17 protein-coding genes are annotated in these 20,177 nt (G+C 73.7%); 5 read left to right on the forward strand and 12 right to left on the reverse strand.

Going from position 1 to position 20,177, the window contains the following annotated elements:
* Positions 1–18: 18 nt before the first annotated feature.
* Positions 19–504, reverse strand: a complete 486-nt coding sequence (locus ACIGNX_RS05010) for a DUF5130 family protein (RefSeq protein WP_396536433.1) — start codon at positions 502–504, stop codon at positions 19–21.
* Positions 491–736, reverse strand: coding sequence for a hypothetical protein (locus ACIGNX_RS05015; protein WP_396536435.1), 246 nt, complete (start codon positions 734–736; stop codon positions 491–493). Before ACIGNX_RS05015 ends, ACIGNX_RS05010 begins: the two co-directional genes overlap by 14 nt.
* 592 nt (positions 737–1,328) lie before the next feature.
* Here ACIGNX_RS05015 and ACIGNX_RS05020 point away from each other — a divergent pair.
* Positions 1,329–1,601 carry a hypothetical protein gene (locus tag ACIGNX_RS05020; RefSeq protein ID WP_396536437.1) on the forward strand — a complete coding sequence of 91 codons (273 nt, stop codon included), beginning with the start codon at positions 1,329–1,331 and terminating at the stop codon, positions 1,599–1,601.
* 15 nt (positions 1,602–1,616) lie between these two features.
* On the opposite strand, the gene ACIGNX_RS05025 is transcribed toward ACIGNX_RS05020, so the two are convergent.
* The gene (locus ACIGNX_RS05025; protein WP_396536439.1) at positions 1,617–2,270 is read right to left on the reverse strand and encodes an HNH endonuclease; all 654 of its coding nucleotides are present in this window, start codon (positions 2,268–2,270) and stop codon (positions 1,617–1,619) included.
* Positions 2,271–2,423: 153 nt separating this feature from the next.
* Here ACIGNX_RS05025 and ACIGNX_RS05030 point away from each other — a divergent pair, with 153 nt between their 5' ends.
* Positions 2,424–4,517, forward strand: a complete 2,094-nt coding sequence (locus ACIGNX_RS05030; protein ID WP_396536441.1) for a prolyl oligopeptidase family protein — start codon at positions 2,424–2,426, stop codon at positions 4,515–4,517.
* A 16-nt stretch (positions 4,518–4,533) separates the two neighbouring features.
* Positions 4,534–5,433: a mechanosensitive ion channel family protein gene (locus ACIGNX_RS05035; RefSeq protein ID WP_396536442.1), complete on the forward strand. Its 900-nt coding sequence runs from the start codon at positions 4,534–4,536 to the stop codon at positions 5,431–5,433.
* A gap of 48 nt (positions 5,434–5,481) precedes the next feature.
* On the opposite strand, the gene ACIGNX_RS05040 is transcribed toward ACIGNX_RS05035, so the two are convergent.
* Positions 5,482–6,852: a hypothetical protein gene (locus ACIGNX_RS05040; RefSeq protein WP_396536444.1), complete on the reverse strand. Its 1,371-nt coding sequence runs from the start codon at positions 6,850–6,852 to the stop codon at positions 5,482–5,484.
* A gap of 161 nt (positions 6,853–7,013) precedes the next feature.
* Between ACIGNX_RS05040 and ACIGNX_RS05045 the strand changes: the two genes are divergently transcribed.
* Positions 7,014–7,400: a globin gene (locus tag ACIGNX_RS05045; RefSeq protein ID WP_396536446.1), complete on the forward strand. Its 387-nt coding sequence runs from the start codon at positions 7,014–7,016 to the stop codon at positions 7,398–7,400.
* Between the two features lie 57 nt (positions 7,401–7,457).
* Positions 7,458–9,053 carry a glycoside hydrolase family 13 protein gene (locus ACIGNX_RS05050; protein WP_396536448.1) on the forward strand — a complete coding sequence of 532 codons (1,596 nt, stop codon included), beginning with the start codon at positions 7,458–7,460 and terminating at the stop codon, positions 9,051–9,053.
* Positions 9,054–9,107: 54 nt separating this feature from the next.
* On the opposite strand, the gene ACIGNX_RS05055 is transcribed toward ACIGNX_RS05050, so the two are convergent.
* From ACIGNX_RS05055 to ACIGNX_RS05090, 8 genes are all read right to left on the reverse strand, one after another.
* Positions 9,108–10,616, reverse strand: a complete 1,509-nt coding sequence (locus ACIGNX_RS05055) for a hypothetical protein (protein WP_396536450.1) — start codon at positions 10,614–10,616, stop codon at positions 9,108–9,110.
* A gap of 29 nt (positions 10,617–10,645) precedes the next feature.
* Entirely contained in the window at positions 10,646–12,247 is a 1,602-nt protein-coding gene (locus tag ACIGNX_RS05060; RefSeq protein WP_396536452.1) for a hypothetical protein, read from the reverse strand.
* 95 nt (positions 12,248–12,342) lie between these two features.
* Positions 12,343–15,348: a BTAD domain-containing putative transcriptional regulator gene (locus ACIGNX_RS05065; protein ID WP_396536454.1), complete on the reverse strand. Its 3,006-nt coding sequence runs from the start codon at positions 15,346–15,348 to the stop codon at positions 12,343–12,345.
* A gap of 76 nt (positions 15,349–15,424) precedes the next feature.
* Complete coding sequence (locus ACIGNX_RS05070) at positions 15,425–16,051, reverse strand: hypothetical protein (RefSeq protein WP_396536456.1); 627 nt, start codon at positions 16,049–16,051, stop codon at positions 15,425–15,427.
* Positions 16,044–16,475 carry an acyl-CoA thioesterase gene (locus tag ACIGNX_RS05075; RefSeq protein WP_396536458.1) on the reverse strand — a complete coding sequence of 144 codons (432 nt, stop codon included), beginning with the start codon at positions 16,473–16,475 and terminating at the stop codon, positions 16,044–16,046. Before ACIGNX_RS05075 ends, ACIGNX_RS05070 begins: the two co-directional genes overlap by 8 nt.
* A gap of 20 nt (positions 16,476–16,495) precedes the next feature.
* The gene (locus tag ACIGNX_RS05080) at positions 16,496–17,422 is read right to left on the reverse strand and encodes a DNA glycosylase AlkZ-like family protein (protein WP_396536460.1); all 927 of its coding nucleotides are present in this window, start codon (positions 17,420–17,422) and stop codon (positions 16,496–16,498) included.
* Positions 17,423–17,523: 101 nt separating this feature from the next.
* Positions 17,524–18,531: a LacI family DNA-binding transcriptional regulator gene (locus tag ACIGNX_RS05085; RefSeq protein WP_396536462.1), complete on the reverse strand. Its 1,008-nt coding sequence runs from the start codon at positions 18,529–18,531 to the stop codon at positions 17,524–17,526.
* Positions 18,532–18,542: 11 nt separating this feature from the next.
* Positions 18,543–20,093, reverse strand: coding sequence for a glycoside hydrolase family 13 protein (locus ACIGNX_RS05090; protein WP_396536464.1), 1,551 nt, complete (start codon positions 20,091–20,093; stop codon positions 18,543–18,545).
* Between the last annotated feature and the right edge of the window lie 84 nt (positions 20,094–20,177).

Genomic DNA, 20,177 nt, shown 5'->3' on the forward strand with positions numbered 1-20,177 from the left:
CTTTCGGGTCGTCGTCGGTCAGGCGTTCCTGGGGGCGCGGCCCGCCTGGTCGGTCAGCATGCGCAGGCCGCTCACCAGGCCGCCGGCGAGGTCGCCCTCCTTGAAGGACGCGACCATGCTCATCACGGCCAGCTTCGCGCCGCGGTCGGCGATGCGGCGGTGGGACTCCTCGCCCGTCACCACCTCCACCCGGCGCTCACCGGGCGACACGGCGACCAGCACGGCGTGCGTCGGGCGCGGGGTGCTCGCGTGCAGCTCCTCGGCCCTGACCCGCGAGTCGGCGCCCAGCTCGCCGAGGTACACGCTGAAGTCCAGCCCGGTCGTGCGGCTGGCCAGCGTCAGCGCCTCGTCCAGGCTCGACAGCTGCACCGGCGTGAACGGCAGGCTCGGCGCGTGCGGCTCGTACATCTTGGCGGCCGACACCCGGCCGCTGTTGGTCACGACGGCACCGAGCGGCAGGGTCGACGGGTCGACCTCCGCCCTGGTCAGCTCACCAGTTGCCACGGGCACCTCCCTGGGCGGTCCGGCCCTCGGCCGGCGCGGTGACGGCCTGGTGCGCGCCGCCGGGCAAACCCGCGGGGTTCGCCGTCCACCAGACGGGGGCGTAGTTCCACTCCTGGCCAGGCCGGTACCGCTGAATGCGGGTGGCCTTCGGCCTCAGCGTCAGTAGCGTGATCACGCCGTAGATGGCCAGCGGGATCAGCGCGAAGACGAGCACGGTCTCCACGATGGTCACGCCGGCTACGGTAACCGATCGCCCTGGTCACGTCGGGGCGAGGGCACCCGTTTCCGCACTGGTCGGGTTACGGCGGCGTAGGCGGCCCTCCGAACGTGAGCTTCCAACTGTGAACGCCGCCGCGGCGGCGCGGTCCCCGACCACGCGTATGGCGGTGTCCACCTCGTGGGACGCGCGTCCTGACCGCACAACGCCACCGCCGGCGCCTTGGGCTGCCACACGCGGCATCCGAGCGCGGCACTCCGCCCGTCCCCTACCTGCGGTGACGTCACCCTCAGTACTCATCGGTGCCGTATGCACCAGCTCGCGCGCTCGATCGTCGCAGTGCGTACACCCGGACGGTCTTCCCCCGGACGGAGGCGAATGGCGGCCGGTTTGGCGTCTTGTCCTGGGCCCACTCGGCTTCTAACTTTTCACCTGTACGGGTCTTGCGCATCCGAATCCGGAGACCAATTCCCGCCCGATGAGTCTCGGAGGACACGACATGTACACGCTGAACCTCGTTCTGGTCGCCGCCCTCACCCTTTCGTCGTACACCCAATCAGCGCAGAGCGTTACGACCGTTCAGCCTCAGGATGCGCTCGCCGGGTCGGTGCGGATCACCTCCGACGACTCCGTTCGGATCACCGCGCAGGAGTCCGTCCGGATCACCGGGGCCGAGCAGGGCTCCGGGGACGTCGTGCTCGCGGGCTCCGTGCGCATCACGTCCGGCTCGGTGCGCATCACCTCGGGGTCGGTGCGCATCACGTCCGGCTCCGTGCGCATCACCTCGGGCTCGGTGCGCATCACGTCCGGGTCGGTGCGCATCACGTCCGATTCCGTGCGCATCACCGACGACCGCCGGGACGACGTCCTGGCCGCGTGACGGGGTGGCGGGTCGCTAAGCCGCGGGCTCGCCCAGGTAGGGCAGCCACAGCGGGTCGGCCTCGGTGACGCCGGCCAGCAGCCGCCAGTGCGGCCCGCGGGGCGCGCTCGGCACCACGCGCAAGCGCCAGCCCAGCTCCGAGAGGAGCTTGTCGGCCTTGCGGTGGTTGCACTTGGCGCAGCAGGCGACGCAGTTGGTCCACGAGTGGGGGCCGCCGCGGCTGCGCGGCACGACGTGGTCGATCGTCTCGGCCCGCCCGCCGCAGTACGCGCAGCGGTACCGGTCGCGGTGCATCAGCCCGGCGCGGGTGAGCGGCACCCGGCCGCGGTAGGGCACCCGCACGTAGTTCGCCAACCGGATCACCGACGGGACGACGACCTGGGACGTCGAGGAGTGGACGACGGCGCCGGCCGGGTCGCCGTGCACGACCTCCGCCTTCCCGCAGACCACCAGGACCACCGCGCGGCGCAGCGGCAGCGCGGTGAGCGGTTCGAACGTGGCGTTGAGCAGCAGCACCTTGCGCCGCCCCCAGGGCAGCACCACGGGTGCGGGACCGGCTCCCTGCCCGTCGGCCACGGCGTGCACGAGCGGTTTTTGGCCGGACGGGACCGACGGCGCGATCCCGGCGTTCACCAGGGCGCCGATCGGGGTGGGTTGTCGGTCTGGCACGCGACCACCTCCACCGGTTCAGTGACTAGCAGACCACAGATCGACCCCAAAAATCACCTGTGATATGTGACGTGTCACGGAGCCGGTGCCGAAACTTCGGTGAACACCCCCCAATCGGAGATGGTTTTCATCACCCGCGCTACGCTCGCGAAGGTGACCGAAGCCTCCACCGCAGCGCTGCCTGCGACGATCTCCTATCCCGACGCGCCGCGGCTCGACCTGGCCGAAGACCTGCACGGACAGCGGGTCGAAGATCCGTACCGCTGGCTGGAAGACCCGGCGGACCCGCGCACCGCCGCGTGGTCGGCCGAGCAGGACGCGCTGGCGCGCTCGTGGCTGGACGCCATGCCGGGCCGCGACGCGCTGGCCGCCCGGCTGGGCGAGCTGATGCGGACCGGGTCCGTGGGCGCGCCGGTGTGGCGGGCCGGGCGGGCGTTCTACACCCGGCGCGGGCCGGACGAGGACCACCCGGTGCTGTACGTGCGCGTGGACGGCGTGGAGCGGGTGCTGCTGGACGTGTCGCGGCTCGACCCGTCCGGGCGGACCACGCTCGACCAGTGGTCGCCCTCCCGCGAGGGCACGCGGCTGGCCTACCAGGTGTCGGTGGGCGGCGACGAGCACTCGCTGCTGCACGTGGTCGACGTCGACACGGGCGAGCTGCTCGACGGCCCGATCGACCGGTGCCGGTACTCCCCGGTGGGCTGGCTGCCCGGCGGCGAGGAGTTCTTCTACGTGCGGCGGCTCGACCCGGCGCTGGTGCCCGAGGACGAGCGGCAGTTCCACCGGCGGGTCTGGCGGCACCGCGTCGGCACGCCCGCGGCCGAGGACGTCAACGTGCACGGCGACGGGCTGGACCACACGTACTACTACGGGCTGTCGCTGTCGGAGGACGGGCGGTGGCTGGTCGTGAACGGCGCTCCCGGCACCGTGCGGCGGGACTCGGTGTGGCTCGCCGACCTGCACGGCTCCGGCGAGCTGACGCCCGTCGTGCGCGACTCCGACGACGTCCGGTGCTCGGCGTGGGTCGCGCCGGACGGGCGGCTGTACCTGCGGACCAGCCGGGACGCGCCCCGGTTCCGGCTGTGCGTCGCCGACCCGCAGGCCCCGACCGAGTGGACCGAGCTGGTGGCCGAGCAGCCCGACTCGGTGCTGGACGGCGTGCAGTGGCTCGACGGGGCGCTCGTGCTGCTGCGCACCCGGCACGCGGTGTCGGAGCTGCACCTGCACTCCCCCGCGACCGGCGAGCACCTCGGCGAGGTGCCGCTGCCCGGCACGGGGTCGCTGCACGGGTTGTCCACAGTCGACGCGCGGACCGTCGCGGACCGGGACGTGCTGTGGTTCGGCTGGTCGGACTTCGTCACGCCCCTGTCGGTGTACCGGTACTCGCTGTCGACCGGCCGGACGGAGCTGGAGGCGGCGGCGCCCGGGACGGTGGCCCTCCCCGAGTTGTCCACACAGCAGCTCTCGTACACCTCGGCGGACGGCACGGTCGTGCGAATGTTCGTGGTGTCCGGGGAGCGGCGGCCGGACCTGCCCCGGCCGGCGCTGCTCACCGGGTACGGCGGGTTCGCGGTGGGCCGCGGCCCGGGCTACAGCGCGACCGCGCTGGCGTGGGCCGAGGCGGGCGGCGTGTGGGTGCACGCGTCGCTGCGCGGCGGTGACGAGGAGGGGGAGGAGTGGCACCGGGCGGGGATGCGGGAGCGCAAGCAGAACGTGTTCGACGACTTCCACGCGGCGGCCGAGCGGTTGATCCGCGACGGGTGGACCACGCCGCAGCAGTTGTCGATCATGGGCGGGTCGAACGGCGGGCTGCTCGTCGGCGCGGCCCTGACGCAGCGGCCGGAGCTGTACGCGGCGGTGGTGTGCTCGGCCCCGCTGCTGGACATGGTCCGGTACGAGAAGTTCCTGCTGGGGCGGCTGTGGGCCGAGGAGTACGGCTCCGCGGCCGTGCCCGAGGAGCTGGCCTGGCTGCTGGCCTACTCCCCGTACCACCGGGTGCGGCCGGGTGTTGAGTACCCTTCGGTGCTGTTCACGGTCTTCGAGTCGGACAGCCGCGTGGACCCCAACCACGCGCGGAAGATGTGCGCGGCGCTCCAGCACGCGACGTCGAGCGAGCCGACCAAGCACCCGGTGCTGCTCCGCCGCGAGACCGAGGTGGGGCACGCCGGCCGGTCGGTGAGCCGGTCCGTCGGCCTGGCCGTGGACCAGTTGACCTTCCTGGCCCGGGCGACCGGCCTGGAGTTGTGAGCGGAGGACTGTTCGAGTGCAGGTGCTGGACGTGGACGTCAAGTCGACCCTGGCCGTCGAGTGGTGGGTGGCCAACGGGCCCAAGATCGCCGAGGGCGCGCTGCGGATCGCGTTGACCCTGGTGGTCGCCGTGGTGGTCCGGTTCCTGCTCCGCCGGCTGATCGACCGGATGACCCGCGGCAACGAGGGGCGCAAGCCGAAGCTGCTCAAGCCGCTGCGGGAACGCGCGCCGCAGGCGCTGGGCGCGCTGGTCTCGGAGCGGCGCGAGCAGCGGGCCAAGACCATCGGCTCGGTGCTCAAGTCGTTCGTCACGATCATCGTGTTCGGCGTGGCGTTCATCCAGATCCTCACCGAGCTGGGCATGAACCCCGCGCCCATCCTGACCTCGGCGGGCATCCTCGGCGTGGCGATCGGCTTCGGCGCGCAGAACCTGGTCAAGGACTTCCTGTCGGGCATGTTCATGATGCTGGAGGACCAGTACGGCGTGGGCGACGTCGTGGACCTGGGCCCGGCGACCGGCACGGTGGAGTCGGTGGCGCTGCGGATCACCACGATCCGCGACACCAACGGCACGGTCTGGTACGTCCGCAACGGCGAGATCATGCGGGTCGGCAACTCGTCGCAGGGCTTCGCGGTGGCGGTGGTCGACCTGCCGCTGGCCTACGGCGCGAACCTGGCGTCGGCGACCGAGGTGCTGACCGAGGCGGTGACCGACGCGGCGGCCGAGGAGCTGCTGGCCAAGGACGTCATCGACAAGCCGCAGGTGCTCGGCGTGGAGAAGGTCACGCCCGAGGGCATCACCATGCGGGTCACGGTGAAGGTCCGGCCGGGCCGCCAGTGGGCCGTGCAGCGGGCCCTGCGGGCGAAGCTGATGCCCGCCCTGGATGACGCGGGCATCTCGCTCAAGGCGTCCTGAGCCCGCGCGTCCGGGCCGGGTGCGCGGCACCCGGCCCGGACACCCCCGTCAGGCCGCGACGACCGCCGTGAGCGTCTCCGCCAGCGGCCGCGCGTCCCTGGACCTCGCGGAGTCGGCCCTCGCCCGGTCGCGGAGGGCGGCGATCCGGTCGAACGTCCGGGTGGAGCCGATCCGGCCGGCCGGGGCGAGCAGCCGCGCCGCCAGCCGGTCCGCCTCGGCGTGCTCGCCCTGCAGGACGCGCACGCCCACGAGCGAGATCACGTCGAACAGGTTCGACCGCCGGTAGGTGTCGCGGCGCAGCCGCAGCGCCTCCGCCAGGTGCGGTTCGGCCCGCCGCTCCGCGCCGGGGTGGTGCTCGGCCGCCGTCCGGTACGCCAGGGCCGCCATGCCCTCCAGCCCGGCTCGGTCGAAGTACGACAGCCAGCCCGGCGTCGCGGCGGGGTCGGCGCGGGAGAAGCACGACTCGGCGACGCCGACGGCCCGGTCCACCGCCGCGAGGTCCCCCAGCGACGCGTGCGCCCACGACTCGCAGGTCGCCAGCATGGCCGAGGCCATCGGCGCGAGCCCGGCCCCCGCTCCCCGGCGGGCCAGCGCGACCAGGGACAGGGCCTCGCGCGGCTTGCCGACGTGCACCATCTGGCGGGCCATCCGGGACAGCACCTCGACGCCCAGCCCGGTGTCCCCGGCCCGCTTGGCGCAGTGCAGCGCGAGGGTGAAGTACCGCTGCGCGGTCGCCTGCAGGCCCACGTCGTGCGACATCCAGCCGGCCAGCCGGGCCAGGTCGGCGGTCGAGCGGAACAGGCGGCGGGAGATCGCGTCGGGGTAGTCGTGGTCGAGCAGGTCGGTCATCGCCTTGAGCTGCCCCACCACCGCCTCGCGGTACAGGCCGCCGCCGCGCTGGGCGTCCCAGGCCCAGAACGTCCTGGTCGCGGCCTCGATCTCGGCGATCTCGGCGACGCCGACGCGACCCGGCCCGAGCGCCGACGGCGGCGCGGCCCGGTCGGCGGGGTCGAGCCACCCGGCCAGCCTGCCCTCCAGCACGGCCCCGGTCGCCAGGGCGGCGGTCGCGCCGAGCACGTCCCTGCGTTTGATCATCAGATCGCTCCTGGTGAAGTCCTGCAACGTCGTGACCAGCGCCCGGTGGTCCCACGGCACGTGGTCGCGGGTCGGCGCGGCGGCCAGGCCCAGGTCCGCTGGCGTCAGCGGGCGGCCCACCCGGTCGGTGAACAGCGCGGCCAGCAGCTCCGGCACCGGGTGGCGCGGTCGTTCGCCCTCCAGCCAGCGCCGCACCCGGGAGCTGTCCGGCGCGACGTTGTGGCCCCTGGCCCGGCCGAGCCGCCCGACGGCGCGGGCGAGCTCCTGCTGGGTCCACCCGCCCTGCCGGAACCAGTGCCGCAACGCCTCGTTGGAGCCGCCCATCGCGTGCCCTCCCCCTCGCGGCCGGTGATCCCCGGCCCAGGATGGGGTGGCGGCCGGAGCGGTCACCAGCGACCGGCGCGATGCGCCGGCCGTTCGCCAACCCCCGCGCTCGGGCGGGGTCGGCGTCGAAGGCAGCCCGGCGGCTGAGGCAGGATGGAGGGGTGACCACTCCTGCGGACAACTTCTACGAGGCAGTGGGCGGGTACGAGACGTTCCACAAGATCGTCGCGCGCTTCTACGAGGAAGTCGCCGACGACCCCGTCCTGCGCCCGATGTACCCCGAAGAGGACCTCGGCCCCGCCGAGGAGCGGTTCCGGCTGTTCCTCATGCAGTACTGGGGCGGTCCGCACACGTACTCGGACAACCGCGGTCACCCCCGGTTGCGGATGCGCCACGCGCCGTTCGTCATCGGTCCCGTGGAGCGGGACGCGTGGCTGCGCTGCATGAAGGTCGGCGTCGACTCCGTCGAGCTGTCCCCCGAGCACCGCAAGCAGCTGTGGGCGTACCTCGAGATGGCCGCCAACAGCATGATGAACGCCTGGGTGTGACCTTTGACCGCACTGACGGGGGCGTGGTGTCGGTCGCGAATGGCAGGATGACTCCTCGTGCGACGATCCTCCGATCCACGACCAGAGATCGCCGACGAGTCCGCCTGGTGGCGTGACGCCGTCTTCTACCAGGTCTACGTCCGATCCTTCGCCGACGCGAACGGTGACGGCGTGGGCGACCTCGACGGCATCCGCTCCCGGCTCGGCTACCTGGAACTGCTCGGCGTGGACGCCCTGTGGCTCACGCCGTTCTTCACCTCGCCCATGGCCGACCACGGCTACGACGTGGCAGACCCGCGTGACGTCGACCCGCTGTTCGGCGACCTGGCCGCGTTCGACCGGCTGGTCGCCGAGGCGCACGCGCACCACCTCAAGGTCACCATCGACCTGGTCCCGAACCACACCAGCGACCGGCACGAGTGGTTCCAGGCCGCGCTGCGGGCCGGGCCCGGGTCGGCCGAGCGGGACCGGTTCGTCTTCCGCGACGGCGGCGGCTTCGACGGGTCCGTGCCGCCGAACAACTGGCCCAGCCAGTTCGGCGGGCCGGCGTGGACGCGCGTGCCCGACGGGCAGTGGTACCTGCACCTGTTCACCCCCGAGCAGCCCGACCTGAACTGGGACAACCCGGAGGTCGCCGCCGACCTGGCGCGCACGCTGCGGTTCTGGCTCGACCGCGGGGTGGACGGGTTCCGCATCGACGTCGCCCACGGCATGGCCAAGCCCTACGGGTTGCCGAACATCGACCCGCGGGCCGAGCTGGGCGCGGGTGTGATGCATGACAACTCGCTGGACCCCCGGTTCGACAACGACGGCGTGCACGAGATCCACCGGATGATCCGCAAGGTGATCGACGAGTACCCCGGCCGGATGGCCGTCGGCGAGATCTGGGTCAAGGACGACGCGCGGTTCGCCCGGTACGTGCGGCCCGACGAGCTGCACCTCGGGTTCAACTTCCGGCTGGTCGAGGCACCGTTCGACGCCGACGGCGTGCGGACGGCGATCGAGCACTCGCTGGGCGCGGTGCGCGGGCTGGACACCCCGCCGACCTGGACGCTGTCCAACCACGACGTGACGCGGCACGTGACGCGGTACGGCGGCGGCGAGCTGGGCGCGCGGCGGGCGCGGGCGATGGCGCTGGTGGAGCTGGCGCTGCCGGGCGTGGTCTACCTCTACAACGGCGAGGAGCTGGGCCTGCCGGACGTGGAGCTGCCGGAGTGGGCGCTGCAGGACCCGATCTGGCTGCGGTCCGGGCACACCGAGCGGGGCCGTGACGGGTGCCGCGTGCCGCTGCCGTGGGAGGGCGACACCCCGCCGTTCGGCTTCTCCCAGGGCGTGAGCACCTGGCTGCCGCAGCCGAACGAGTGGGCGGCCCTGACCGCCGAGTCGCAGCTGGAAGACCCGGACTCGATGCTGTCGTTCTACCGGCAGGCGCTGGAGCTGCGGAAGTCGCACGGCGCGTTCGCCGGTGACGAGCTGGAGTGGTACGGCGCGCCGCCCGGCTGCTTCGCGTTCCGCCGCAAGGGCGGCGGGCTGATCTGCGCGCTGAACACCTCGGGCGGCCCGGTGCCGCTGCCGCCGGGCGAGGTGCTGCTGGCCAGCGGTCCGATGGAGGGCAGCCTGCTGCCGCCCGACACGGCGGTCTGGCTGGTCTGACGACGTGCCGCTGCCCCCGCCTCGGGTGAGGCGGGGGCAGCGGGCGCGCGGGCGTCAGCCGAGCTGCTGCCACGTCCCGATCGTGCCGCCGGCCGTGCTCTGCGCCGCGCCGGACACACCGCCGGCCGAGTTGGCCACGTACACCGCCACCAGCCCGTTCGCCGTGATCAGCGCGTCGGCGTCGCTCGTGACACCTCCGCTGCCGCCGACCAGGGACCACGGGCCGAAGGTCGCGCCCGGGGCGCTCTGACCGGCCGCCAGGATCGAGCCGTTCACGCTGCGGGCGTACAGGCCGATCGTGCCGTCGCCGAACCGCACCGCGTCCGGCCGACCCACGAAGCCGATGCCGCCGATCTGCTGCCAGGTGCCGATCGTGCCGCCGGGCGTGGTCTGCGCCGCGCCGGAGACACCGCCTGCCGAGTTGGCCACGTACACCGCCACCAGCCCGTTCGCGGTGAGCAACGCGGTCGGGTCACCCGCGACCCCGTTGCTGCCGCCGACCGGGGACCACGGGCCGAAGGTCGCGCCCGGAGCGCTCTGGCCCGCCGCCTCGACGGTGCCGGAGGTGGTGCGGGCGTAGAGGCCGATCGTGCCGTTGCCGAACACCACCACGGCAGGCTTGCCCACCAGGCCGCTGCCGCCCAGCATCGACCAGGTGCCGATCGTCGCCCCCGGGGCGCTCTGCGACGCACCGGAGACGCCACCGGCCGAGTTGGTCACGTACACCGCGACCAGGCCGGATGCCGTCAACACGGCCGTCGGGTCGCTGGCGACGCCGCCGCTGCCGCCGATCGTGGACCACGGCCCGAACGCACCGCCCGACACGCTCTGACCCGCCGCCATGACACGGCCGTCCACTGTGCGGACGTACAACCCGATCGTGCCGTTGCCGAACAACAGCGCCGCCGGCTTGCCGGTGAAACCACCACCGGACGTCAACGCCTGCCACGACCCGAAAGCACCACCGACCACCGACTGGCTCGCACCCCAGACGTTGCCGTCCGAACGCACCGCGTACAGCGCCAACGCACCGCTCGACGTCACCAGCGGGGTGGGTGAGGCCGGGGCGACGGCGTACGCGGCCGCCTCGGCGAGCAGCGACCGGGCCGTGCCCTCCGCCGCGTCGTACCGGTCCGGGCAGCAGGACCGCTGGACGCTGTCCGCGAGCCGCCCGGCGGTCAGCCCCGGGTTGCGCCGGTCGCTGTCGATCGCCCTGGTGAAGAACGCGTTGGCGGCGTACTCCACGTTGAGGATCTGCTCGCGCGTGCCCCAGCCCTGGCTGGGCCGCTGCTGGAAGACGCCGAGCGAGTCCAGGTCGCCGCAGTCCAGGTTGTTCATCCGGGACTCGACCCAGCCGGCCTCGAAGCCCGCGAGCATGACCTTGTCGTTGACGCCGAGTCGGTGGCCCACCTGGTGGACCGTCTTGGTGACCGCCAGGTCGCGGCCGGGCAGCGGCACGGGGCACTCGGCCTCCGCGGCGGCGCCCGGGGTCGCCAGGACGGTCGCGCTCAGGGTGGCGGTGGCCAGCACCGCGATCCGGGCGTGCTCGATGAGCGTTCCCACGTGATTTCCCCTCGTTCCGGTCCGGACGCTCAACCGAGCTGCTGCCAGGTGCCGATCGTGCCGCCGGCCGTGCTCTGCGCCGCGCCGGAGACACCGCCGGCGGAGTTGGTCACGTAGACGGCGACCAGGCCGTTCGGGGTGAGCAGGGCCGCCGGGGTGCTCGCGACCCCGCCGCTGCCGCCGATCACCGACCACGCGCCGAACGCGCCGCCCGGGGCGCTCTGACCGGCCGCCACGACGGTGCCGGCGCTGGTGAGGGCGTAGAGGCCGATCGTGCCGTTGCCGAACACCACGGCGGCGGGCCTGCCGACGACTCCGCTGCCGCCCAGCATCGACCAGGTGCCGATCGTCGCCCCCGGAGCGCTCTGCGACGCCCCCGAGACGCCACCGGCGGAGTTCGCCACGTAGACGGCGACCGTGCCGGACGGGGTCATCACGGCGGTCGGGTCACTCGCCACGCCGCTGCTGCCGCCGATGGTCGACCACGCGCCGAACGCGCTGCCGGGTGCGCTCTGGCCCGCGGCCACGACGGTGCCGGAGGTGGTGCGGGCGTAGAGGCCGATCGTGCCGTTGCCGAACACCACCACGGCCGGCTTCCCCACGACTCCGCTGCCGCCCAGCATCGACCAGGTACCGATCGTCGCCCCCGGAGCGCTCTGCGACGCACCGGACACACCGCCGGCCGAGTTGGCCGCGTACACCGCGACCGTGCCCGTCGAGGTCAACACCGCGGTCGGGTCACCGGCGACGCCACCGCTGCCGCCGATCGTGGACCACGGCCCGAACGCACCACCCGGCACGCTCTGACCCGCCGCCATCACACGGCCATCGACCGTGCGGACGTACAACCCGATCGTGCCGTTGCCGAACAACAGCGCCGCCGGCTTGCCGACGAAACCACCACCGGACGTCAACGCCTGCCACGACCCGAAAGCACCACCGACCACCGACTGGCTCGCACCCCAGACGTTGCCGTCCGAACGCACCGCGTACAGCGCCAACGCACCGCTCGACGTCACCAGGGGCGTCGGCTGGTTCGCTCCGGCCTCGTCCTCCACGATCCGGTGGTAGCGGTAGGGCAGGTACCCCGCGCCGCCGCTGAAGTACGGGTACGGGATCGTCCGGCGCACGGTATGACCGGGGCTGCCGGCCTGCTCGATCCCGACGTAGGAGGAGCGACCCGCGTCCGCCCACCGCTCGAAGATCGCCACGTGGCCCTCGTCGCCACCGGTGCCCGGGCCGCCCTTCATCACGACATCGCCAGGCTTCAGGTCGTCCTTGGCGATCTGGCTGCTGTAGTCGACCAGGGACACGGTGGTCTGGCTGCCGGACATCATCCAGGCCATCGAGACGAACCCGGAGCAGTCCGTCCGGTAGCCACCCTCGTAAGCGTTCATGTTGTACGGCACCGGACCGCCGTTGCGGGCGGTCAGCCACGAGTAGGCGCGCGTGATCACCTCCGTGCGGGTGATCGGCGCGTCCACGGCGGCGATGCCCGCGTTCGCGGTCACCGCGCCCTGCGGGTTGACCGCGTTCGTCACGGGGGCGGCCGACGCCGCCGTGACGCTCAACGCCGACCCCAGCACCACGCCCACTGCCACGCCGATCCCGGCGAGCACCTTCAACTTCACTGTTCCTCCTCGGTCTGCCTGCCCGAGGAGCGTCACGAGAGGTGCTCAAGAAAAGCTGAAGACGATCTTTGAGGTTCCCGGGGGCCTGCCGTGCCTCAGGACGTCTGGAGGTGTTCCTCGACCGGTGTCGTGGCACGCGGCCTCGGTTCGGTGGCCTCGCGGGCGCCGTGGGCGCGGAAGACCTCCAGCGCCTCGGCCCACGCCAGATCGCTCTCCTCCGCCTGGCCCAGGGCTTCGCGGGCCGCCGCCAGGTCACGCAACGTGCGCGCGCGCCAGATCGGCAGGCCGAACGAGTCCCACCAGTGCAGCGAGCGCTCCAGGTAGCTCTTGGCCATCTGGGCGCGTCCGGCGGCCAGTTCCAGCTCGCCCAACGTGCGCAGCACCAACGCCTGACCGAAGCCGTCCCGCATCTCGTTGCACACGCCCAGGCACTCCAGCAGCGCCGCCCGCGCCACCGCACCCGCGCCCTGGCGGATGCGCGCCTTCACCAGCGCCTGGGTCGCGTAGGCCCACATCAGGCGGTCGCCGAGGCCGTGCAGCACCTCCACGGCCCGGGCGCAGCACTCGGCCGCCTCCGCCCACCGCCCGGCGGCCCGGTGCACGATGCCGATCGACCGCAGGGCGATCGCCTCGCCGCGGCGGTCGCCGATCGCGCGGTAGGCCGCCAACGTCCGCTCGCACGCGGCGAGACCGCCGGCCAGGTCGCCCTGCTCGGTCAGCACCCGGCCCAGGCCGTGGGTGGCCTGCGCGACGAGGGAGGGCTCGCGCAGCGCGGACAGCGCCGTCTCCAGCGACTCCCGCGCCGCGTCGAGTTCGCCGCGCTCGCGCTGCACCGCGCTCAACGCCAGCAAGGTCGTCGCCTCGCCCTGCTCGTCACCGCTGCGCCGGTGCGCGTCCAGCGCCTCGCGGTAGTAGGTCTCCGACTCCTCGAACCGGTCCTGCTCGTAGCGCAGCCAGCCCAAGCCCGCCAGCAGCCGCGCCTCACCCGCCAGGTCGCCCGCGCGGCGTGCCGCGGCGAGCGCGGCCGAGTGGGTGCGCCACCACTGGCCGAACAGGTTGCGCACCGAGAAGCGCGACGCGCACAGGGTGGCGGCGAGCCTGCCGGCCACGTCCGCGAGGTCCAGTTCGGCCGCGCGTTCGACGAAGCCGACCAGCCCCTCCTGCTCGGCGTCGAACCACGCCTCGGGATCGGCGACGACGTCGGTCGCGTCGTCGAAGTACCGCGGGTCCACCGCGACCGGCGGACCGGCGAAACCGGTGTGCGGCATGCGGCTGCCCGCCAGCTCGACCAGGCCCAGCCACGCCAGCCCGGCCCGCGCGCACGCCGCCCGCACCTCGTCCGGCGACTCCTCGGCCTCACCGCGTTCCCGGGCGAACGCCCTGGTCAGCTCGTGCATGCGGTAGCGCAGCGTGACCCCGTCGTCGGTCGAGTCGAGGTCGAGCAGCTGGGAGTCGACCAGGCGCTCGACCACCTCCTCCGCCTCCTGCGGGCCGCAGTCCAGCAGCGGTGCGACCAGCCAGCCGCCGAACGCGGAGACGTCGAGCAGGCCGAGGCGGCGCAGCGCGGTGCGCTCGCGGTCGGACAGGCCGTCGTAGCTCAGGGCGAGGCTGCCGCGCACCTCCAGGTCGCCCAGGGTCAGCTCCCGCAGGACGCGGTGCTGCACGCCGAGGCGTTCGGCCAGCCGCGCCAGTCGCCAGTGGGGACGCGCGGCCAGCCGGGCGCCGGCGATGCGCAGCGCCAGCGGCAACCGGCCGCAGAGGCGGACGATCTCGGCGGCGGCCCGGGGCTCGGCGGGCACCCGGCCGTTCCCCACCACCCGGTCGAGGAGGTCGACGGCCTCCGGCTCGGGCAGCACGCGCAGGTCCAGGTGAGTCGCGCCGCCCACCGCACCGAGGCGTTCGCGGCTGGTCACCAGGACCGCGCACGTGCCGCCGCCGGGCAGCAGCGGGCGGATCTGGCGCTCGTCGCGGGCGTCGTCCAGCACGATCAGCACCCGGCGGTCGGCCAGCAGCGTGCGGTAGAGCCGCGCGCGCTCCCCCGGGTCGGCCGGGATCGCCGCGTCCGCCACGTGCAGGGCGCGCAGGAACCCGGCCAGCACCTCGGCCGGGTCGGCGGGCACGGCCCGAACACCGCGCAGGTCGGCGTAGAGCTGGCCGTCGGCGAAGTGCTCGCGGACGGCGTGCGCGACGCGCGCGGCCAGCGTCGACTTGCCGGCGCCCGGCTGGCCGGAGATCGCGCACACCCGCACGGCCGGTGTGTCACCGGTCAGGCGGGCCACCAGGCGTTCCTGCTCGGCCACCCGGCCGGTGAAGTCCGCGATGTCGAACGGCAACTGGCTCGGCGTGGGCGGCCGGGTCGCTTCGGGGACCGGCGCGTCGGCCTCGCCGCGCAGGACGCGCTCGTGCGCCGACCGCAGCGCGGCGCCCGGCTCCACGCCCAGCTCGTCCAGCAGGAAGCGCCTGCCCTCCTGGTAGCACGCCAGCGCGTCCGCCTGCCGGCCCGCCTGGTGCAGCGCCAGCATCAGCTGGCCGCGCAACCGCTCGCGCAGGGGGTTGTCGGCGACGGCGGCGGTCAGCTCCGGGACCAGGGCCTCGCCCCGGCCGATGGCCAGGTCCGCGTCGACGCGGTCCTCCAACGCGCCCAGCCGCAGCTCTTCGAGGCGGGACCGCTCGCCCTCGGCCCACGCGCCCCGGGTGCCGCCCAACGGGGTGCCGCGCCAGGTCCGCAGCGCGGCGGCGAAGCGGTCCGCCGCCGCCTCCAGGTCGCCGTCGGCCAACGCGCGCCGGCCCGCGTCGACCTCCGCGGTGAACACGTGCAGGTCGACCTGGTCGGGGTCGGCGGTCAGCAGGTACCCGCCGCCGGACCGGGACAGGACGTCGCCCAGCGCGCGGCGCAGCGCGGAGACGTAGGTGTGGACGGCGGAGCGGGACCGGTCCGGCGGCTGCTCGCCCCACACGGCGTCGACCAGCCGCTCCAGCGGGACCACCCGACCCGCGTGGACGGCCAGCAGCGCGAGCAGCGTCTTCGGCTTCGGTCCCCCGACCGCCACCGCCCTGCCGCCGACGTGGGCCTCCACCGGCCCGAGCACCCTGAGTTCCACGGCAATCCCCCATGATCACGCGAGATCACAGGGTAACCGCGGGCCGGGCCGCGGCGGAGCGGGCGACGGCAGCCGGTCAGACCAGCAGCGGCAGCATCGAGTGCCGGCGGCGGACGACCGCGCCGAAGCGGGCGTCGATGCGCAGCCACGAGTCGGTGGCCGTGATCCGCACGTCGTCGCCGCCCAGGAACCCCATGCCGGACAAGGCGAACAGGCACCGCATGGGCACCTTCACGTCCAACCCCGAGCCGCTCACCGTGAGCACGGTCTGGTCCAGCAGCGAGGCGGGCGGCGTGCCGCGCGGGCCCGCGTTCTCCCGCGCCACCTCCACGCCCTTCTCGGCCAGCTCCGACACGACGCTGCCGGGCAGCCGGTCCACGGGCAGCCAGCCCGCCGACGGCGGCAGCGCCGAGCGCCACATCATGTCCCGCGCCGGTCCGGGGTCGACGGTCTCGCTGCGCACCACCGCCAGGCCGGTGAGCAGGTCGGAACCGGACACCGTGACGTCACCGGGGGTGATGCGGCCCGCCACGGTCCGGGTGGCCAGGGTGTCGAACGGGGTCCCGACCCACGCGTCCACGAGGTCGCCGGAGGCGCGGTTGCGCAGCCGCACCACCACCTGGGCGTCCAGGCGGACGGCGCGCGCGACGAACGCGCCGAGGTCGTCCCGCTCCGCGGGGGCTGCGAGGACCAGCTCAGGCACCATTACCTCCGGCACGCCAACCCGCGAGGAAGTCGCGCTCGGCTTCGAGGAGGCGGCGCGGGCGACCGGCCGCCAGGTTGTACGGCACCATGAGGGTCTCGGCCGTCGCGACGACGGCGCTGCCCTCCTGGCGGCTGCCGCGGACCGTGTAGTCCAACGTGAAGGACGCCGACTTCAATTCCCGCACGGACATCTCCACCAGGATCTCGTCACCGGTGAACACCAGCGGCGCGAGGTAGTCCACCACCAACCGGGCCACGACGACGCCCCGCGACATCTCGGCCAGGCCGTGCCTCGCCGCCTCGGTGAACAGCAGGTCGATGCGCGCCTCTTCCAGCAGGGTCACCGTGTTGGCGTGGTTGACGTGGCCGTAGACGTCCATGTCCGACCAGCGCGGGCGCACGCCCGTGACGAACACACCCAAGTTGAACGCGCCTCCCGAGTTCAGTGCGTGGCAGTGACCTTATCCACGTGCCGAACCCAGGTTAAGCGCGCGTCCACGTCCAGGAATCGGCCCAGGTCGGCGACCTCCTCGGCCACGTCGGGGCGGTCGCCGAACGGGCGCACGGAGATCCGCGCGCCGTCCCGCCTCCAGACCGCGACCACCCGGCCGTCCACCACGACGTGCGGGGTGAGGAAACCGCCGCCGGTCTGCACCAGCGGCGCGTGCGCGGGGTCGAGGACGGCGGACCGGTCGCGGTAGCCGAGCAGGTACGGGTCGAAGTGGCCGAGCAGCCGCACCGCACCGGTGGGCTCGGCCGGCTCGTCGGCGACCTCCGGGAGGTCGCCGACCAGCCGCTTGGGCAGACCGCTCCAGGCGGCGAAGTCGTCGGGCGTGGCCGGGCCGTAGGCCCGCCGGTAGCGCCGCCACAGCTCGTCCACGCCCCGGGGCTCGCACTCCACGCGCAGCGGCCGGTAGGTGTCGTCCAGCCCGCGGGACAGCACACCGGAGTGCGCGGCGAACGCCAGCAGGTGCGCGGGTGCCTGGGTCTTCGGGTCGAGCACGAGGCCGACCTCGGCGAGCCGCCGCACGAGGGCGGCGCGGTCCAGCGGCTCGGTGAGGACTTCCCGCAGCGCGGGCAGCGCGCGCTCGCACAGCTCGTCGGTGAGGCCGAGCTGGGCGCGGCGACGTCGGCCGGCGGCGATGAACGTCGGACCGAGCAGGGGCACGACCCACAGGTCGTCCTCGTGGAGCAGGTGCAGCGTGCCGCGCATGGCCCACGTGCGCACCAGGGGGCCGTCGAGGGACCGCACGCCGCGGGCGCGTGCCGCGAGCCGGGCCGCCGGGACGTCCTGGGCCTGGAGCGCGAGGACGGAGGCGAACAGGTCGGCGACGTCGGCCGCGGGGCGCGAGAGGCGCTGTGCTCGCATCCGTTGGGCCCGCATCCGTTGGGCCCGCATCCGCTGGGCCGGCATCCGCTGGGCCGGCATCCGCTGGGCCGGCGTCCTCTGGGCCGGCGCGTCGGCCGCCGTCATCGCGGGCGCGCGCCCGTCGAGCCGCGCACCACCAGCTCGGGCTGGAACACGAACTCGGCGTGCGTGCCCGCGAAGGAGCTGACCGACGTGCCGCCGATCTCCTCCAGCAGCGCGTGCACGGCGGCCTGCCCCATCGCCTCGACCGGCTGCCGGATCGTGGTCAGCGGCGGGTCGGCGAACACGATCAGCGGCGAGTCGTCGAACCCGACCACCGAGACGTCGCGCGGCACGTCGAGGCCGCGCTGGCGGGCCGCGCGGATCGCGCCGAACGCCATGAGGTCGCTGCCGCACACGATCGCCGTGCAGCCGCGGTCCAGCAGCGCGTTCGCCGCCGCCTGGCCGCCCTCGACCGTGAACAGGGAGTGCTCGACCAGGTCCGACGCCTGCGGGCGGACGAGCGTGAAGCCCTCCACCATGCGCTGCGCGGGCACGAACCGCGGCGGGCCGACGGCCAGGCCGATCATCTCGTGCCCGAGTTCCGCCAGGTGGGTGACCGCCAGTCGGGCCGCGGCCCGGTTGTCCACAGAGACGAACGGCGCGGACACCTGGTCGGTGTAGCCGTTGATCATCACGAACGGCACGCCCCGCCCGGCCAGCTTGACGTACCGGGCCTTGTCGGCGGTCGTGTCGGCGTGCAACCCGGACACGAAGACGATCCCGGTGACGCCCCGGTCGACCAGCATCTCGGTCAGCTGGTCCTCGGTCGAGCCGCCGGGCGTCTGCGTGCAGAGCACCGGCGTGTAGCCGTCGCGGGTCAGCACCTGCTCTATCACCTGCGCGAACGCCGGGAAGATCGGGTTGTTCAACTCGGGGGTGATCAACCCGATCAACCCGGCGCTGCGCTGCCGGAGCCGCGGCGGCCGCTCGTAGCCGAGCACGTCCATCGCGGCGACCACGGCCTGGCGGGTCGCGGCGGAAACCCCTGGCTTGCCGTTGACCACTCGGCTGACGGTCGCCTCGCTCACGCCGGCCTGGGTCGCGATGTCACTGAGCCGCGCTGTCACACCGGGTGACTCTACGGGCGCGAGAGCCACACGGTCGTGTCCGGCGGCACGAGGAGGTCCGCGTCGTCGGTCGCGTACCCGCCCGAGGCGAGCACCACGTCACCGCCGGCGGGCAGCCGCACCACGTCCGGGCCGGTGTTCACCACGCAGCCGAACGCGCCGCGGCGGAACGCCAGCACGCCTCCCGGCGCGTCCAGCCACTCCACGTCGGACCCCGCGCCCAGGTCCGGGTGCTCGCGCCGCACCCGCAGCGCGCCGCGGTACAGCTCCAGCACGGAGTTCGGGTCGCCGAGCTGGCTCGCCACGCTCGCCGCCGCCCAGCCCGCCGGCTGCGGCAGCCAGGAACCGCCGTCGCCGAACCCGAACGACGGGCCGTCCGGCGTCCACGGGATGGGGACGCGGCAGCCGTCACGGCCGCGGTCGGTGTGCCCGGACCGCACCCACACCGGGTCCTGGAGCACGTCCTCGGGCAGGTCGAGCACCTCGGGCAGGCCGAGTTCCTCGCCCTGGTAGACGTACGCGCTGCCGGGCAGCGCCAGCATCAGCAGCGCGGCGGCGCGCGCCCTGGCCACGCTGCCGTACCGCGTCACGTGCCGCTGCACGTCGTGGTTGGACAGCACCCACGTCGTGGGCGCGCCCACCGGGCGCATCGCGGCCAGCGAGTCGTCGATGACCTGCCTGAGGTCGGCGGCGTCCCAGCCGGCGGTCAGGTAGTGGAAGTTGAACGCCTGGTGCAGCTCGTCGGCGCGCAGGTAGCGGGCGGTCCGCTCGGGGCTGGGCGTCCACGCCTCGGCCACGCCGATCCGGCTGCCCGGGTAGGAGTCGAGCACCTTGCGCCAGTCCCGGTAGATCTCGTGCACGCCGTCCTGGTCGAAGAACGGCAGCGCCTCCGTGCCCAGCAGCTTGAGGTGGCCGGGCGTGCCGACGTCGGGCAGGCCCTCGGCCTTGACCATGCCGTGCGCGACGTCGATGCGGAAGCCGTCCACGCCCAGGTCGAGCCAGAACCGCAGCACGTCGAGGAACTCCTCGCGCACCTCCGGCCGGTCCCAGTTCAGGTCGGGCTGCTCGGGCGCGAACAGGTGCAGGTACCACTGGCCGTCGGGGACCCGCGTCCAGGCCGGCCCGCCGAAGACGGACTCCCAGTCGTTCGGCGGCTGGTCGCCGCGGCCGTCGCGGAAGTGGTAGCGGGCGCGCTCGGGGGACCCCGGGCCGGCGGCGAGCGCCTGCCGGAACCACTCGTGCCGGTCGCTGGTGTGGTTGGGGACCAGGTCCACGATCACCCGGATGCCCAGCCCGTGCGCGTCGCGGACCAGCGCCTCGGCGTCGGCGTTCGTGCCGAACAGCGGGTCCACGGTCCGGTAGTCGGCGACGTCGTAGCCGCCGTCGGCCATGGGCGAGGTGTAGAACGGCGTGATCCACACGGCGTCCACGCCGAGGTCGGCGAGGTAGGGCAGCCTGGAGCGGATGCCGGGGAGGTCACCGACGCCGTCGCCGTCGGAGTCGGCGAAGCTGCGCACGTAGACCTGGTAGATGACGGCCTCGCGCCACCAGTCCTGCGTCATGGGGGTGTCCTTCCGGATCGGGTCCGCCGAAGGGCAATGAAATACTTTGCAACTGTTTTCAGCAAGGGTGGCAACTGGTATGAC

This window comes from Actinosynnema sp. NPDC053489 (genome assembly GCF_044544865.1).
Taxonomy (GTDB): domain Bacteria; phylum Actinomycetota; class Actinomycetes; order Mycobacteriales; family Pseudonocardiaceae; genus Actinosynnema.

Bases quoted from the DNA above. Each gene is read 5' to 3' on its own strand.
- ACIGNX_RS05040 (WP_396536444.1), bottom strand. From the start codon at position 6,852: ATGGGCGGCTCCAACGAGGCGTTGCGGCACTGGTTCCGGCAGGGCGGG.
- ACIGNX_RS05080 (WP_396536460.1), bottom strand. From the start codon at position 17,422: ATGCGAGCACAGCGCCTCTCGCGCCCCGCGGCCGACGTCGCCGACCTG.
- ACIGNX_RS05090 (WP_396536464.1), bottom strand. From the start codon at position 20,093: ATGACGCAGGACTGGTGGCGCGAGGCCGTCATCTACCAGGTCTACGTG.